This is a genomic window from Vibrio sp. L3-7, assembly GCF_963898195.1.
Lineage (GTDB): Bacteria > Pseudomonadota > Gammaproteobacteria > Enterobacterales > Vibrionaceae > Vibrio > Vibrio echinoideorum.
On the sequence record NZ_CAWQUW010000045.1, the window covers coordinates 24,869 to 40,590 of the forward strand.

Annotated in this window: 15 protein-coding genes; 7 read left to right on the forward strand and 8 right to left on the reverse strand. The window is 44.0% G+C overall.

The genetic code is table 11. The features are described from left to right. Positions 1 to 127 precede the first annotated feature (127 nt). Entirely contained in the window at positions 128 to 727 is a 600-nt protein-coding gene (locus tag AACW75_RS20210) for a LysE family translocator (protein WP_017073522.1), read from the reverse strand. Between the two features lie 122 nt (positions 728 to 849). Here AACW75_RS20210 and AACW75_RS20215 point away from each other — a divergent pair, with 122 nt between their 5' ends. Beyond that, positions 850 to 1,335 carry an Lrp/AsnC family transcriptional regulator gene (locus AACW75_RS20215; protein WP_054546735.1) on the forward strand — a complete coding sequence of 162 codons (486 nt, stop codon included), beginning with the start codon at positions 850 to 852 and terminating at the stop codon, positions 1,333 to 1,335. Positions 1,336 to 1,457: 122 nt separating this feature from the next. Here AACW75_RS20215 and AACW75_RS20220 read toward each other — a convergent pair whose 3' ends face one another. After that, positions 1,458 to 2,828 carry an L-serine ammonia-lyase gene (locus AACW75_RS20220; protein ID WP_135458940.1) on the reverse strand — a complete coding sequence of 457 codons (1,371 nt, stop codon included), beginning with the start codon at positions 2,826 to 2,828 and terminating at the stop codon, positions 1,458 to 1,460. Positions 2,829 to 2,871: 43 nt separating this feature from the next. Continuing rightward, a complete protein-coding gene (locus tag AACW75_RS20225; RefSeq protein WP_145570412.1) occupies positions 2,872 to 4,413 on the reverse strand; it encodes a sodium:solute symporter family transporter in 1,542 nt (513 codons plus the stop codon). Positions 4,414 to 4,761: 348 nt separating this feature from the next. Here AACW75_RS20225 and AACW75_RS20230 point away from each other — a divergent pair, with 348 nt between their 5' ends. From AACW75_RS20230 to AACW75_RS20245, 4 genes are all read left to right on the forward strand, one after another. After that, positions 4,762 to 6,057 (forward strand): MFS transporter, encoded by a 1,296-nt coding sequence (locus AACW75_RS20230; protein WP_017073526.1) that lies wholly within the window; start codon positions 4,762 to 4,764, stop codon positions 6,055 to 6,057. A 144-nt stretch (positions 6,058 to 6,201) separates the two neighbouring features. Continuing rightward, positions 6,202 to 7,218, forward strand: a complete 1,017-nt coding sequence (locus AACW75_RS20235; RefSeq protein ID WP_004736372.1) for a nuclear transport factor 2 family protein — start codon at positions 6,202 to 6,204, stop codon at positions 7,216 to 7,218. Positions 7,219 to 7,528: 310 nt separating this feature from the next. After that, a complete protein-coding gene (locus AACW75_RS20240) occupies positions 7,529 to 8,605 on the forward strand; it encodes a porin (RefSeq protein WP_135458942.1) in 1,077 nt (358 codons plus the stop codon). A gap of 199 nt (positions 8,606 to 8,804) precedes the next feature. Further along, entirely contained in the window at positions 8,805 to 9,836 is a 1,032-nt protein-coding gene (locus AACW75_RS20245) for a LacI family DNA-binding transcriptional regulator (protein ID WP_135458944.1), read from the forward strand. Positions 9,837 to 9,982: 146 nt separating this feature from the next. On the opposite strand, the gene AACW75_RS20250 is transcribed toward AACW75_RS20245, so the two are convergent. Beyond that, the gene (locus tag AACW75_RS20250) at positions 9,983 to 11,485 is read right to left on the reverse strand and encodes an arylsulfatase (RefSeq protein WP_017078883.1); all 1,503 of its coding nucleotides are present in this window, start codon (positions 11,483 to 11,485) and stop codon (positions 9,983 to 9,985) included. 9 nt (positions 11,486 to 11,494) lie between these two features. Next, positions 11,495 to 11,884 carry a DUF4345 domain-containing protein gene (locus AACW75_RS20255; RefSeq protein WP_017087160.1) on the reverse strand — a complete coding sequence of 130 codons (390 nt, stop codon included), beginning with the start codon at positions 11,882 to 11,884 and terminating at the stop codon, positions 11,495 to 11,497. Positions 11,885 to 12,021: 137 nt separating this feature from the next. Between AACW75_RS20255 and AACW75_RS20260 the strand changes: the two genes are divergently transcribed. Next, complete coding sequence (locus AACW75_RS20260) at positions 12,022 to 12,789, forward strand: hypothetical protein (RefSeq protein WP_145570409.1); 768 nt, start codon at positions 12,022 to 12,024, stop codon at positions 12,787 to 12,789. Between the two features lie 354 nt (positions 12,790 to 13,143). Further along, complete coding sequence (locus AACW75_RS20265) at positions 13,144 to 13,734, forward strand: hypothetical protein (RefSeq protein ID WP_145570407.1); 591 nt, start codon at positions 13,144 to 13,146, stop codon at positions 13,732 to 13,734. 103 nt (positions 13,735 to 13,837) lie between these two features. Here AACW75_RS20265 and AACW75_RS20270 read toward each other — a convergent pair whose 3' ends face one another. The 3 genes from AACW75_RS20270 to AACW75_RS20280 all read right to left on the reverse strand — a co-directional run bounded on the left by AACW75_RS20270 (position 13,838) and on the right by AACW75_RS20280 (position 15,706). Further along, positions 13,838 to 14,242, reverse strand: a complete 405-nt coding sequence (locus AACW75_RS20270; protein WP_010439685.1) for a globin — start codon at positions 14,240 to 14,242, stop codon at positions 13,838 to 13,840. A 120-nt stretch (positions 14,243 to 14,362) separates the two neighbouring features. Further along, the gene (locus tag AACW75_RS20275) at positions 14,363 to 14,743 is read right to left on the reverse strand and encodes a VOC family protein (RefSeq protein ID WP_135458948.1); all 381 of its coding nucleotides are present in this window, start codon (positions 14,741 to 14,743) and stop codon (positions 14,363 to 14,365) included. A 78-nt stretch (positions 14,744 to 14,821) separates the two neighbouring features. Further along, positions 14,822 to 15,706, reverse strand: coding sequence for a LysR substrate-binding domain-containing protein (locus AACW75_RS20280; RefSeq protein WP_135458950.1), 885 nt, complete (start codon positions 15,704 to 15,706; stop codon positions 14,822 to 14,824). Between the last annotated feature and the right edge of the window lie 16 nt (positions 15,707 to 15,722).

Sequence of the window (15,722 nt, forward strand, 5' to 3'; positions counted from 1 at the left end):
ATTCCTTAAAACGTTCTTGTTAACTTGCGAGTTATTAGTAACTTACTAATTATTGTTAACCACTTAGTCGATTTTTAGACACCACTCCTATGGATTTAGGAGTGGTTTTTTTATTTGTAGAGAGGCTTTATGCTGGTTGATAAAGCATAAAGGCAACCACCATCGCTAAGCTTCCGCCCAAGCAACGGTTCACAAACATCATCTGTTTTGGTGATTGCAGTAACTTTTTAAGCATGGTGCCGCAATACGCCCACACCAACATGCACGGCACACCGGTAATAACCATACCCGCGATAATGGTCACGACTTGAATCAGGTAGTCTGCGTTTGGAGTGATGAACTGTGAGAATACAGTTAATGACGCAATCCAACCTTTAGGGTTTAACACCTGCACCAATACGCCAGACATAAAGCCCGAGCGATTATCAGTGGTGCTTTCTTCGATTTGCATGTTAGCAATCGACCACGCCATAAACAGCAAATAAGCCGCGCCCGCGTATTTCAAAATATTGTACAGCTCTGGATAAAGGGTAAATAGGCTCACCAAACCGACACTGGAACCCGCCAGTACGATGATGATGCCAACAGCGTTCCCAGAGATAAAAGGTAAAGTCGCAGCAAACCCATAACGACTTGAAATCCCAAGTAATGCGATATTGCCTGCCCCAGGTGTAATTGCGATAGATATTGAAAACAGCAAGAACGCCAGCATTAACTGAGAGCTCATTTCCTCTCACTCCTAATAAGTAAAGTATTTATACGGAGAGAGTTTACAGATTCGACTAGGAATTAAATTGCTATATAGGCTAATATTAATCCAAATTTGAGCAAGACTTTTCTAAAAAAGCCATGAAACAGAAAGAATCCACCAAAGAAGTGTTAGATGACACTGATATCGCCATCTTAGAACATATCCAACAAGACGGACGCATGAGCAACAGTAAGCTTGCTGAAAAGGTTAACCTCAGCGAAACCCCATGTTGGCGTCGTTGGAAACGCATGGAAGAGACCGGCTATATCGATGGTTATGCCGCCAAACTCAACCGCAAGAAGTTAGGTTTGCACGTAGCAGGCTTTACCTTAGTTACGTTGGGCAACCATGAAGTTGAAAATACCGAACCGTTCGAAGAATTTGTTGCTGTAACCGATTGGATTCCGATGTGCCACTGCATTGCAGGCGGTGCCGACTACATGGTGCAAGTGTTGGCTAAAGATTTGGAAGAGTACTTTGAGCGTATTAGCTCAATCAGGCGAGTCAAAGGCGTGAGCGCGCTTCAATCCAACATCTCGGTTAAGGAACTGAAGAACAGCTATCTGCTTCCTCTTGGAGACTAGTTCACTTCGCCATACGGCCCTTTTCTTTAAGCGGAAAACAAAAGCCCAGCTATCTAAGGTATCTAAAATCTAGATGCGCCGGGCTTTGTTATTTTGAAACGGATATCGTTTATTTACGCTTTCTATTCACAAGGGTGAGCTAAATGAATCAGAGCCAGGCCACCGAGTGAGGTTTCACGATATTTCTTGTTCATGTCCTTACCCGTTTGATACATAGTCGCGATCACTTTATCTAATGAAATCAGACTTTTGCTATTACGCTTAAGTGCCATTCGTGAAGCATTAATCGCTTTCATGGAACCCATCGCATTTCGTTCAATACATGGCACTTGTACTAAGCCACCAATTGGGTCACATGTCATACCCAATGAGTGTTCCATCGCAATTTCGGCTGCAATGCAGATCTGCTCATTGCTGCCACCACGTAACGCTGTTAAACCCGCTGCCGCCATAGAAGACGACACGCCCACTTCACCTTGGCACCCTACTTCCGCACCAGAAATAGAAGCATTGGTTTTGTATAAAATACCAATCGCACCCGATACTGCCAAAAAGTCTTTCAGTTGCTTAGTGTCGAGTTCTTTAATGAAGCGATGGTAATACATCAACACCGCAGGGATAACGCCCGCTGCACCATTAGTGGGTGATGTCACCACTTGGCCGCCCGCTGCATTTTCCTCACTCACCGCAAAAGCAAACAAGTTAATCCAGTCCATGATTTCCATTGGGTCGTTTTCAACGGCCGCATTTGCTTCCAGCTTTTTCAGCAGGTTCGGCGCACGACGTGTCACGTTCAAACCGCCATCAAGAATGCCTTCTGTTTCAAAGCCGCGTTCCATACAACGAGTCATCACTCGCCAGATTTGATCGGCCTTTTCTGAGATAACATCAGCGCCTTGGAAAGCCGCTTCATTTTTCAGAATCATGCCACCCAAGCTCATGCCGCTGTCTTCTGCTTTTTTCAGCATTTCATCGGCATTCTTAAAAGGATAAGGGACTTCTACGGCTTGGGTTTGAGTGCCATTTTCCAGTTCATCCGCTGTAGCAATAAAACCACCACCAATCGAGTAATAGGTTTCATCTACAATCACATTTCCACTTTGGTCGAACGCGGTAATCATCATGCCATTTTCATGTAAAGGCAGATTATCTTCGTGAAATAGCATGTCTGTTTGGTAATTAAAGCCAATGGTGTGATGGCCACTCAGCTGCATTTCACCACTGTCGATAGCAAGGCGCATCGCTTCATTCGCGCTAGTGATTTTAATCGTATCAGGCTTATTGCCAAGCAAACCCAAGATGGTTGCTCTGTCGGTATGGTGCCCTATTCCGGTTAACGATAACGAACCATAAAGATCGACCTGAACACGAACCACTTCCGTGATTTTATCCGCGACTAATTGAGTGAAATGGAAACCCGCAATCATTGGGCCGTTAGTGTGTGAGCTTGATGGCCCAACACCAATTTTATAGATATCAAAAATGGACAGCATACATCTACCTGTTAAAAATTAGCCAGTTGAGAAAATTTACTCATTAAGAAAGAGCGGCATAAAGCCAATCAGGAATAACAGTACAAGCTGCAATCGTAACGACAGCGAACACTAGCAAGCCGTAATGGCTTGCCGTAGGTTTTGCAAACAAGTGTTTTTGATTGGCGATAAATTCGTTTTGTTGTTCAGTTACTTGCCCATAGAAATGGCTAACGACAACACCTAGCACTAAGAAAACCACAGTGCCGATTAAGGCGAACCAAGGCCAAGATATGCCATAGTATTTTGCAATGAACACCACAATCACACTGCCAATACTGCCCGCAATTACGCCGCTCTCGTTAGCTCGTTTAAAGAACAAACCCAGGATGAAAGAGCCAAGACGAATGCCGACAAAAATGGAAGTCAGGCTAGCGATAGTCTTGAGCACAGATTCATTTGAAACGGCCAATAAAGCGGGCACAACAACCGAAGCCGCCGCGACAAGGCTCATTTTTCTTGCCACCGATTCATAGTGTGCATCAGAGGCTTTCTTACGGAAAAAGCGCTTATAGAAATCGAACGTTGCCACTGTCGCCATCGAGTTGTAAGTCGAATCCAAGGTCGACATCGCTGCTGCAGACAGTGCGGATATCACCAAACCAACAATGATGGGATTGGTATGGTTAAACACAAAATCGAGAATCACTTCATTGCTGTTTTCAAAGCTTTGGTCTTGATAAAAGACACTCAGAAGAACGCCCATTACAGAGAAAAACAAGTAGATAAAGAAGGCGCCGTAACCACATAGCAGCATCGATTTCTGTGCCGTCTCAACGTTTTTTGTTGCCAATGTTCTTTGAATAATCAATTGGTTAGTGCCGTACACACTCAGGTGTAAGAAACTCACGGCAACCACACCCGCCCACAATGTAGTATCAACTCCCAAGTCGAAATCGAGATTGATGATGTTTAGATGTTCAGGAGACAGCACCTCGCCCGCATCAATCTTCATCAGCAATAGGGCAAAGATCGCAATGCTGCCAATGATCAGTACCGCCGACTGCAGCATGTCTGTCCATATGACGGTCGAAATACCGCCCGCATAAGTATACAAAGCCGTAAATAAGCTGATGTAGATGATCGCCTCGGAGATACTCACCGGCAGCACTTGAACCAAGATCAGTGCAACTGCATACAAAATTACCCCAGCCGAAATACACTGAACCACAATAAACACGATTGAGTTGATCGTGCGAGCAACAACGCCAAAGCGGTGCTCTAGGTATTCATAAATCGAAGTCAGGCCGAGTTTGTAAAACACCGGGACAAAGAAAACCACAGCGAAAAAGATCACTATTGGGTAATTCAAATGGACGCTCATTGCTTCCATGCCTGAGCTATAAACCCAACCCGGCATGCCCACGAACGTCATCGCGCTGATGTAGGTTGCAAGAATCGACACACCTGCCGTAAACCAACCAAATTGTTTTCCGCCCGTTGAAAAATCACCACCAACGCTATAACGCTTATTTACTAAGTAACTGATAAATAAAGTAGTTAGTACATATAAAGCAATAACCACAAAACTTGAGTACGTAACCATTTTTAGATTCCGTTTATTATATTTCGCAATTCATTCGCCGCCAATAGTACTCAAAAATCGATATTTTCCCTCAAAAACCCACAGTAAGTGTGAGTATTGTCACTAAGTTAGATGATTAAACACTCTAAATGCTCAAAAAGTCCCAAAACAACGATCTAATGAGATCAAGATCACTAAAACGCACAAAATGGGTACGCGCTCATTTTAAAATTGACTTTGATCACGGATCTAATAACCACAAAAATTCTATTATCTCTCCCGAAATGAAGATGGTGTGGTGATATTCAATAACCGCCACACAATAATCGAAACTAAAAACACCCTATAAAAAATAAAGGTTTATCGGTCATGACTACTAAAAAACACATGAGCGAAGTTCCTATGATTCAAAGGGTAGCTGCTTATCTTGCAATTCTAGTTGGCTATTTTTTCTATTGTTATAACTTTGTAATTATTGACTACGTACGCCCATACATCGTTGATGCGTATGATGGTATTAACTTAGCGGATACCGCTCAGTTCTATACATGGCAGTCGGTTGGCGCACTTATTGGTGCCTTAAGCTGTGCATGGGTGGCATCAAACTTTGGTAAGAAATCGACTCTTATTGTCATCACTGCACTGAACGGTGGCGCAACCATCATAAATATGATGTTTACTGACTACGCGATGTGGGCAGCAATGCGTTTCATCATCGGTATTTCTTTAGGTGGTTACTTCACAGTAGCTGTGAGCTTGATGATCGGCCTATTCACGCCTTCAGTTCGCGGTAAGTTGACAGCATTCGCCTCTTCTATGTTCTCTGTGGCTCTAATGGCAATGGGCGCGTATGCAGCATTCATCTCTAGTGTTGATGCGCCTTGGCAGAGCCTAATGTGGGTAGGTGGTATTCCTCCTCTCGTTGCTGCTGCATTAATGATCTTCATCCTACCTAGCGACAAGAAAGTGATCGCCTACGGTGAAGAAGAGCAAGCCGCTGCTGAAGCATCGAATAAACCAGCGAAGAAAGGTTCTTGGGGTGAAATGCTAAGCGCACCATACCGCAAGCTAACGATTACTTGTCTATTACTGGCTGGTCTTAATTTCTACGGTTACCAATTCTTCTCTGGTTTTGTGACAACGTACCTAAAAGACGTGCGTCAATTCGACGGTGCGACTATCGGCATCATCTTCTCTATCTCTGCATTCGGTTCGCTATTCGGTGCTTGGGTATGGGGTGCAATCGCTGACAAATACGGTCGTAAAGTGAACGCGTTTGGTTTCATCCTTGCGGGTGTAATGGCTTCAGTATTCTTCGTGGCACCAAGCGACGTGATGATCGGCAGCCTAAACATGCTGGCTATCCTAGGCCTTATCTACAACTTCGGTTTGTCTGCTTCTGCGGTATGGGGTGGTTACTTCTCTGAATTGTTCCCAGCTCACTTACGTAGCTTCGGTGCAGCGCTGTTCCACGGTGGTCGTATCATCGGCATGTGGGCCCCAATGGTGTTGGTATTCATCCAAGAGCGTTCAGACCTAGCAACAGCAATGTGGGGTTCACCAATCGTATGGATTCTGGCTGGTCTACTGTGGCTATCTCTACCAGAAACATTGAAAGGCGGCATTTTCGACAAGAGCAAAAAAGCGGAAACAGCAAAAGCTTAATCCCCTTTAGTTGAAACCTCTAAAAGTTGAAAACCTCTAAAGACACGAAATAAACATCAATCCAGCTGAGAAGTCAGCCGGTAACAAAATCCAAATCGAGTCCTGTTCCGAATGTTGGCTCGACAACAAAAAAGAGAATTTACTATGTCTAAATATCAAGAAGCTAAACGCATTGTTCGCGATTACTTTGACGCTATCGAAAACGCTACTCACGAGAACGTGGCTGAAGTTTTAAAAGCACACACTTCTGAAGATTACTTGTGGCGTGGTGTTTACCCATTCCGTGAGCAAGAAGGCGCACAAGCAGCGGCTGACGTATTCTGGGCACCAATGATGAAATCAATGACACGCATGCAGCGTCGTCAAGATATCTTCATCGGCGGTAACAACGAAGTTAACCCAGATGAAATTTGGGTAATGAGCATGGGTCACTTCATGGGTCTATTCGACGCTGAATACCTAGGCATGCGCCCTACTGGCAAGATCATGAACGTTCGCTATGCAGAATTTAACTGTGTTGTTGACGGCAAAATCACAAAAACTGGCCTGTTCCTAGATCTACTAGGCATGATGGACCAAGCGGGCTGCTACCCACTTCCACCATCAACAGGTAAGCACTTCGTTTACCCTGGCCCACGTAATCATGATGGCCTGTTGTTTGAAGATGCGGCTCCAGAAGAAGGCGTTGCGACACTGGCTCTAGTGAACAAGATGGTAGATGACCTTTCTGCACTTAACGACAGTGGCGCAATGGGTTGCCCACCAGAAGTGCTAGCGAAGAGCTGGTCAAAAGACATGATTTGGTACGGCCCTTGTGGTATCGGCGCGTCTTACACGATTCCTCGTTACCAACAACAGCACCAACTTCCTTTCCGTAACAACCTGAAAGACAAGAAATTCAACGGCCACGTTTGTCGTTTCGCTGAAGGTAACTTCTCTTGTTTCTTCGGTTGGCCAAACCTATCAAACACCCCTACAGGTGGCTTCCTAGGTATGACTGGCGGCGAAGTACGCGCAAACATGCAAGTGGTTGACGTTTACTACCGTGACGGTGACAAGCTGTCTGAGAACTGGGTTCTTATTGACCTTCCTTACTGGCTACAGCAGCAAGGTCTAGACGTGTTCGAACGCACTTCATCTATCATGAACCCAACGCTGTAATCCTAATACTTTAATACAGGTGCTTTAATAAAAACGCCTTAAGCCTAGCGATAAAAGCCAAAAGATAGAAACCAAACAATAGCAACCCAAGCCGACATCTAATTTGGGTTGCTATGACTTGCTAGGCGTTCCTTCTCGCGCCTAGTAAGTGCTCCACCAACTAATCAATTGCTTCACCAATCAATAATTGCTCCACCAATAATTGATCCAATTAGTGCCTCATGGATGGGGTACACCCTGCCAAACCATTACTAATATAACGAGCTTGAAAGCACGGCGGCTTTCTACGGCTCGAATAAAGAGAATAACAATGAAAAAGTCGATTCTTTCAGCAGTGATCCTGACGGCGCTTACGTCGGGTTCTGCTTTTGCTGCACATACTTTTACCAATGACGCAGGCGATAGCCTCACTCTAGATGGCCGTTTTGACGTTCGTTACCAAGATAAAGGTGGCGATCATAATGGCGAATGGAACAGCGGTAGTTCTCGTTTCGGCCTTAAAGGTCAAATGGGGTTAGACAACGACTGGACTGGCTTTGGCCATGCCGAATGGGGTTACAACTCAGGTGCTAACGGCGACAATATTTACGACCGACTTCTATACGCAGGTGTAGAGCACGACAAATACGGCAAGATCGCTGCGGGTACTAAACAGTGGTCTACCTTCTACGATGTAGCTTGGTTTACCGATATGGGTCGTGTGTTTGGTTCACGTGGTTCTGGTTACTACAACCTTTCTGACTGGGGTATTGCTTCTGGTACAGGCCGCGCGGAAAACTCGATCACTTACCGCAACAACATCAACGATAACTGGAAATACGGCTTCACTTATCAGACAACTCGTGAAGATGTTGGCCTTGCTGACGGTTTAACCGCAACACTGAAAAACGGTATGGGCGCTTCAACGCTTTACACCATCACTGACGGCCTAACCATTGGTTTAGCTTACCATCAGAATGAATTTGACGATGTCGATGCTGGCGTTCAAAACATCAAAGATGGCGATACACAACGTATTGGTTTATTGGGTGTGAACTACACCAATAATGGCCTATTCGTTGGTTTCACCTACAGCCAAGGTTCAAATTGGGAAACCACCAGCAAAGCCGAATTTTACGACCACCGTGGTGCTGAATTCTTCACTTACTACCACTTTGAAAACGGTCTGCGTCCAACCTTTAACGTTAACTACTTAACGGACACAGACGACAACGCTAATGGCTACGATCGTCAGTTGATTATCCCTGGTCTTGAATACCACTTTAAGAAGAACAAGTTCTTAGTATGGACTGAATACCAATTCGATAATGGTAACGACAAGTCCGTAGGTAACCATTACGAAAACAGCGATGACCAATTCGCTGCGGGTATTCGTTACTACTTCTAACGCCCAGTTAATCGAGTCACAAATTCGCTAAACAAAGCTCTGCTCTTAATGCAGAGCTTTTTTTGGGTCATACCCAGAATAATATCCAACATTCTCTATTAACCCTTATTTTTCATCCCATCATGGCATATTGTACTTTTGAATACGTACCTAATTATGGTACTCTGTGCACTGTCAATTTAGTTCAAAAGTATCTTCTATGAGCTCTCCAAAACACTCCACGGCGTCAAAGCCAACCGTCACCTCTAAAGATGTCGCTAAGCTTGCTGGCGTTTCTCAATCAACTGTATCTCGCGTATTTGTACCGGGCAGTTCAGTGTCTGAAAAGACCAAGCAGAAAGTGTTCGATGCAGCAAAATCGTTGAATTATCGTCCCAATGCCTTTGCCCGCAGTCTGACGACAAATGAATCCAAATTGATTGGCTTAGTTTTCCCAGATGCCGACTACCCTATTCACATGAAAACACTGCAGCTTATCTCTACTGAGCTACAAAAACAGGGGTACTCTGCGGTATTGATTCCTTGGCAAGTTGATGGAAACGATAACCACTCTATTCCTAACATCTTCCAGTACCGTGTTGATGGCGTGATTGCCGCTTCTGCGACCTTTAATAAGTCGCTTTATGAAGAGTGTGAAGAGTTCGACATCCCTATCGTTCAGTTCGCGCGTGTTGTTGAAGGGACTAAGAGTAGCCATGTGGTGAGCGACAACTACGCTGCAGGTCAATTTGCTGCTCAGCACTTTCATAAACTTGGTATCAAGTCAGCCACTTACCTCACAGGTAACGTCCCGACATTTACCAATGGCGAGCGCCAAGTGGGTTTCTGCACAGAATTTGAAGACTTAACTGGCAAACAGGCTCGCGTGATTGAAGCTGACTACGATTACCTTGATTCACTCGAGATCATCAGAGCCATGTTCAAAGAAGCTTCTCATCCTGAAGCCATATTTTGTGCGACGGACAATCTCGCTATGGCAGTGATGGACGTGGCTCGTTTAGAGTTCGAGCTCCGTATCCCAGAAGATCTGCAAGTGATTGGGTTTGATGACATCCCACAAACTCAGTGGCTGAACTACCAATTGACCACTTTCAAGCAGGATTTCCGACGCCTTGCACGTGAGTCCGTGAAGATTGTCGTTAGCCAGATTCAAGAGCAAGACACCAGCTTAGTGAAATTAATGGTGCCGGTTCAATTTGTAGAACGTAACACTACGTTGAAAGCAAAATAGCGTTTTCTTCAGCTTTTTTGCATGATTAAAACAAGCTTTTAAACAACCAAAATACAAAAATCCCGTTGGCGACGATTAGAGTCTCCAACGGGATTTTGTATTTCTACTCAGCCTTTTCTGCCCCAACTACTTGAGACAAGTGCGTATTAGTTACCCACACCACCTGTTTTCTCAGCTGGTAAATCTGGTGTCACTGGGGGCCACTCTTGGAAGGTTGCTAGATGTTGTTGGACAGCAGCTTGTGCAGGACCAAATGCCCACATTTTTTGCCCCATCCACTTCAAGTACATGCCCGACTCTTCTGCCGCTCGCTCATACGGGTCACGACGCAAGTTAAAGAGTAACGGTGCGTTTAGCTCCTCTTTCGGACCACTCCAGCCATGATTTTGGACCACAAAGTGCGCCTTCCAATCGCCAATACGAACCGCTTGTAGCTTGTCTCGTTCGTAGTAGTAGATCTCTTTACGATTAGACTCGCCTTTCTCTGTTAGCATGTCCACTTGGTTGTAACCATCAAGGTGCGCTTTAAAGCCATCGTGACCTTTCAGCATTTTCTCTTTTAGATCCGTTGGACCACCAGCCGCAGCGACCAGAGTGGGTAACCAGTCCATACCATCAAAGATGCCGTTGCCTACAGTACCTGCAGGAATTTTACCTGGCCAGCTCACAAGTGCAGGAGCGCGAACGCCACCTTCCCAAGTTGTGCCTTTTTCGCCATGGAATGGTGTCATACCACCATCTGGCCACGTCATGATCTCAGGACCGTTATCCGCAGTGAAAATGATGATGGTGTTATCGGCAATACCGAGTTCTTCCATTTTCGCCATCATCTCACCAACATGGTCATCAAGATCTTTCATGACCACTTCTTGAAGTCCCCAACCGTTTTGGCCAAGCATAGCTTCGTATTCAGGTGACAGGTGCGTCCAAACGTGACCACGTGATGGACAGTACCAAGTAAAGAATGGCTTATCCGCTTCAACCGCCCTTTCGATGAAGTTGATCGCGTGTTTATTAACTTCATCGTCGAGTGTACGCATACGCTCAATCGACAATGCACCATCATCTTCGATCGTTTGACCGCCTTTGCCATCTGATCTTGCGTAAATGACATTACGAGGTGCAAAGGCATCCAAAGATCCATCTTTTGGCCAATCTGGATCTTCCGTGTATTCCATTGCATTCAAGTGATACAACCAACCCCAATACTCATCAAAACCGTGCATTGTCGGCAAGAATTCATCTCTATCACCAAGGTGGTTTTTACCAAACTGCCCCGTGACATAACCCATGGTTTTAAGAACCTCAGGAAGCGTTGGCGTGTCGGCACTTAAACCAACTGGGCCACCCGGTAACCCAACTGAGTGCATGCCTGTTCGAACAGGAAGTTGCCCAGTTAAGAATGCGGAACGCCCCGCCGTACAAGAGGGTTGTGCGTAATAATCAGTCAGTAGCATGCCCTTTTCAGCAATACTATCGATGTTCGGTGTTTCGCTGCTCATCACACCATTGTGATAAGCACTCAGGTTTGAGATCCCAATATCATCGGTGAAAATGACGAAGATATTAGGTTGTTCTTGTGCTGACCATGCTGATAGCGAAAAGCTACTCAACACACTCAGAGTAACAAGGTGAAAAATCCTTTTCATAGAATGTCCTTATACTGTTTCAGATTGTTCTTTATGAATCATTTTTATTCCTACCAAACCAAAGCCAAGCTCCAATAGTAGATAGACGACAAGTAGCCAGTGAGGCATGCCATCTATCACCAAGCTAATGACTCGGCCGGCAGCCAAACCCAACATGAAGACCACCAAACTGTAAAGTGCTGGCAATCGATATTTCTTTAATAACGCTCCTGCTATCCAAAACAAAGCCAATGCTAAGTACAACCCCATCACTGCACGAAAGATATGTGTGACATTGATAGGGCTAGCATCGATTCCGAAAAGGTAATCCAGAGAAATAGCTGGTGCATACCCGTAAGACAATGCAATAGGCGTTAATCCCAAAACCGCGACGAACAAAAAAATACTCTGTAACTTCATATCCTCACTCTTTAAATTTGGCTCTTTTTAAAAAACATAGTCTACAATCAGAAATATACAAGTTGCATATATGAAAAATGGATAATGAATACATACATTTATAGTATGTTTTCTTCAAACCGGATAAGGATATCAATATGGCTAAATGGCATTACCTACTCGCATCAGCATTGGTCGCTAGCTCAACCGTAAATGCGCAACAGGCCGACTCACAAACAGACACTAAAAAATGGCAACACAGCATTGAAATTTACGCACTGGCGCTGAATATTCGTGGCGATACCACCATTGGTAATTTGTCCAGTGATGTTGATGTTGACCCAGCGTTCATCGTGGATCATTTGGATATGGGAGCGATGCTTCGACTAGAGGGGGTCTATAACAATCAATGGGGTTATTACGTTGACTACAGCTACATGAAACTGAGCGGAAAGTCAGATTCAATCATCGGCAACACAGGTATTCTTAATGGCAAGCTTGAGATCAGACAAGGCGTTTTAGAAGCAAAAGGCTTTAAACGCTATCAATACGACATTGGTACCATTGATTATATGGTTGGATTACGTTGGTGGGATAACGATATTGATTCCAAACTCTACACAAACAGCGGGACAACCCTGAATTCAAGATCTTTAGAAGAAGATTGGATTGATTATCTGATAGGCGTTCGCTGGACCAAAGAACTCAGTAAAGATTGGACAGTGCACACCAGCCTAGATATCGGCCTTGGTGCTGACACCGATTTTACTAGCTCGATATTAACCGGCGCTCGCTATCAAATTAACGACTGGTCGGATTTAAATCTGGCGTATAAATCCACTTGGGTTGATTACGAAAACAAAGGTACCTTTGAATACGATACCGCTTCACAAGGCTTCCTTGTTGGGTGGGCTGCTCACTTTTAAAACACTTATCACACACTGATAGAACACTATTGAAGTCGCATTTGATTTAAAGAATTTAATTTAGATTAAAGTGTGTATTCCAACGGTACTAAGCTCTAGCGATGGATCAATTGCTAGAGCTTAAAATCAATGCAATAAAAACGAGTAAATCAAACCAAAAAATCATTAATAATCAACCACTAAACATCATCATCAAAACATTCAACACATCTAAAAAAATCTAATATTTAGACTCTAATAACAAAACCGCCCTCTTTACCTTTTTAATCTTTCACATCTTATTTGAACAGTGTTTTTTATTTTAAAAATGTCGCTAGAATCCTCTCCCGAAATTTACGAACCTTAGAGAATAAAATGAGAAAATTAGTCTTAGCGGCGCTTACGATTGCATCAGTTACGGGCATTACGTCAACTTCAGCGATTGCAGCAAATGAAATGTATGTTTTGGGCGGTGTTGGTATGGATAGTGGTGATGTCGGTGGTCAGTTCACACTGGGCAGCCAGATCGCACAAAGTAACTGGTATGTAGAATCAACATTGTTTATTACCAGCGTCGATGACAAAGACAGTTACGTTGATTACAGCAACAACGAGACAGTACAACGAAAGCAAGAGTTCGACACCTTAACGCTCTCATTGACGCCTGTGTACAAACACAGTTTCAGTGAAAATTTTGCTATTTTGGGCAAGTTTGGTGCTTTCTATTCACACTCAGATACAAAGTTGGTGTATAGCTCTAGCAAAGGAAATGAAGTTCATAAAGGTTCTCATGGTAATTTTGGCTTAACTTACGGTATCGGCGCAGAGTACAAGTCATCAAAACCATTGTTTGGCAACTCCAAGCTGTTGACTCGTGTAGGGTTTGATGGATATGAGATCGGCAGTGAAAGCAGTTGGTATACCAAGGACTCAGTTTGGGGTGTACAAGCCGGATTTACCTTTTAAGCCAACATATTCATTACCCTGAATAAAAACCATTTAGGGCAATGAATTAAAAGCCATCATTTTAAAAATAAGATAAACCTCGTGTTGTTATGCGAAGCTTATCTTATTTTTCAACACACTCTTTTTTCATGATCGTTAGACCAGCATCCAGCGTTTCTGCCCAAGCTCGTTCTACGTTCTCATCATAATGAGGATCGTACTTTTTAACCGTATTGAGCAGCGAATTAAACCATTCGTTTAATTCAATTTCTGAAATGTCCAACCCCAAATCTTTGTGCCTTTTCCCCAGTTTCTTGACCGAGTTCCGCACACTTGGCAGACCAGAGGAATTATAAATAAGAATGATCGAGGCCTTAAGCATCTTAGTTTGCTGCTCTAACCCTATCTTTTCAAAACGTTCTGAAAACCTTGGGTTATGCTCGCAGAAGTCTGCCAGAAAGCTTTCCAAGAATTCTTGATCAATCCGGCAACGCTCAAAGCTTTCATAAAACAGTTCATTCGGTTTCATCTAGCAAGTCCTTTGCAATAGTCAGCCAGTCTTTAAAATAACGTGTTAGTTCAGAGCATCATAAACTAACCCTGAACAATCAATATGACTTAATTATACGCCACTGTGGCATAAAGTTAACTATGACATAAAGTGAGTTGCACAAATCTTGTTTCCATCAGGGTCTCGCAAGTAAGCCATGTACAAGCGACGCTCGTCAGAACCTCTCGCTCCGGGGCCACCTTCAATGCTAGTACCACCATTTTCGACGCCGATGCGATGCCATTCATCCACCATTTCTGGTGAACTCGCCAAGAATCCTACCGTCATACCATTGCCATAAGTCGCTGGCTGACCATCAATCGGTTTGGTTAAACCTAGTACACCCGTTTTGCTCACGTAAACACAACGCCCTTTAGGATCGATTGAGCCTTCGTTGTAACCAAGCATCTTCATAATTGGATCATAGAACGACTTCGCACGTTCAATATCTTCGGTTCCGAGAAAAACATGGCTGAACATAACTCACCTCTTTTTATTGAAAGAAAGAACCACCCAAACTAGACCTTAAATTCGCTTTTGTCTAGGCATGCTATTCTGTCATAACTGCTGCTTAACCCATTGAGTAAACACTTGAAACTTAGTCCGTTGCTCCATCCCTTTCGGACATACAAGATCGTAACCTTTACCCGACTCAATACTCATAAAAGGAGCAACCAACCCACCCTGTTCAATTTGAGTTGTCGCAAACTCGAGTCTTCCTAGTGCTACACCCATCGATAACCTTGCCGCGTCCATCGCTATACGGTTGTCACTGTAGTAATCACACTTTAGAGTACAATCAACCTCACTTTGAGCCGCTTCCAACCAACGCTGCCAAGCCGTCACGTCTCCACTATGAATAAACTGCACACTATCCAATTGTTGCAAGCCCTTCTCAAGATTGAACCTCTTCGCATATTCAGGACTGCATACAGGCATTCTAATTCCTGAAAATAGTCGCTCACTATAATGATTCGGATAGTGACCCTCGCTGTAGAAAATTGCCACGTCATAAGGTTCAAACTGAAAGTCAGATTGGTTCTGTTTGGTTTGTAATTTGATGCTTAGATTCGGATACAAGCGTCTGAATTCTGGCAAGCGTGGCATTAACCACGAGGAAGCAAAATAAGGCGATGTCGCGATGTACAACTCCCCACTTAGCTCTCCAGTTTGAATGTCCATCAGTTCAGAGAAAATAGATTCGAATGAGACACTCAGCATCGAGAGAACGCGTTGTCCTTCTGGGGTCAATTCTAGCTTTCTCGTTTTACGCACAAATAGATTAAATTTAAGCTGCTGCTCAAGTTTCTTGATGCGATGACTGACTCCACCTTGAGTCAGAAATAGTTCATCGGCGGCAAGGGTGAAGCTTAAATGTTTAGCCGCCACACTGAAGGTGTGCAGCAACGACAATGTTTGTTGGCGATTTTCAAACAGCCCCATAGATTAACCTCACTAA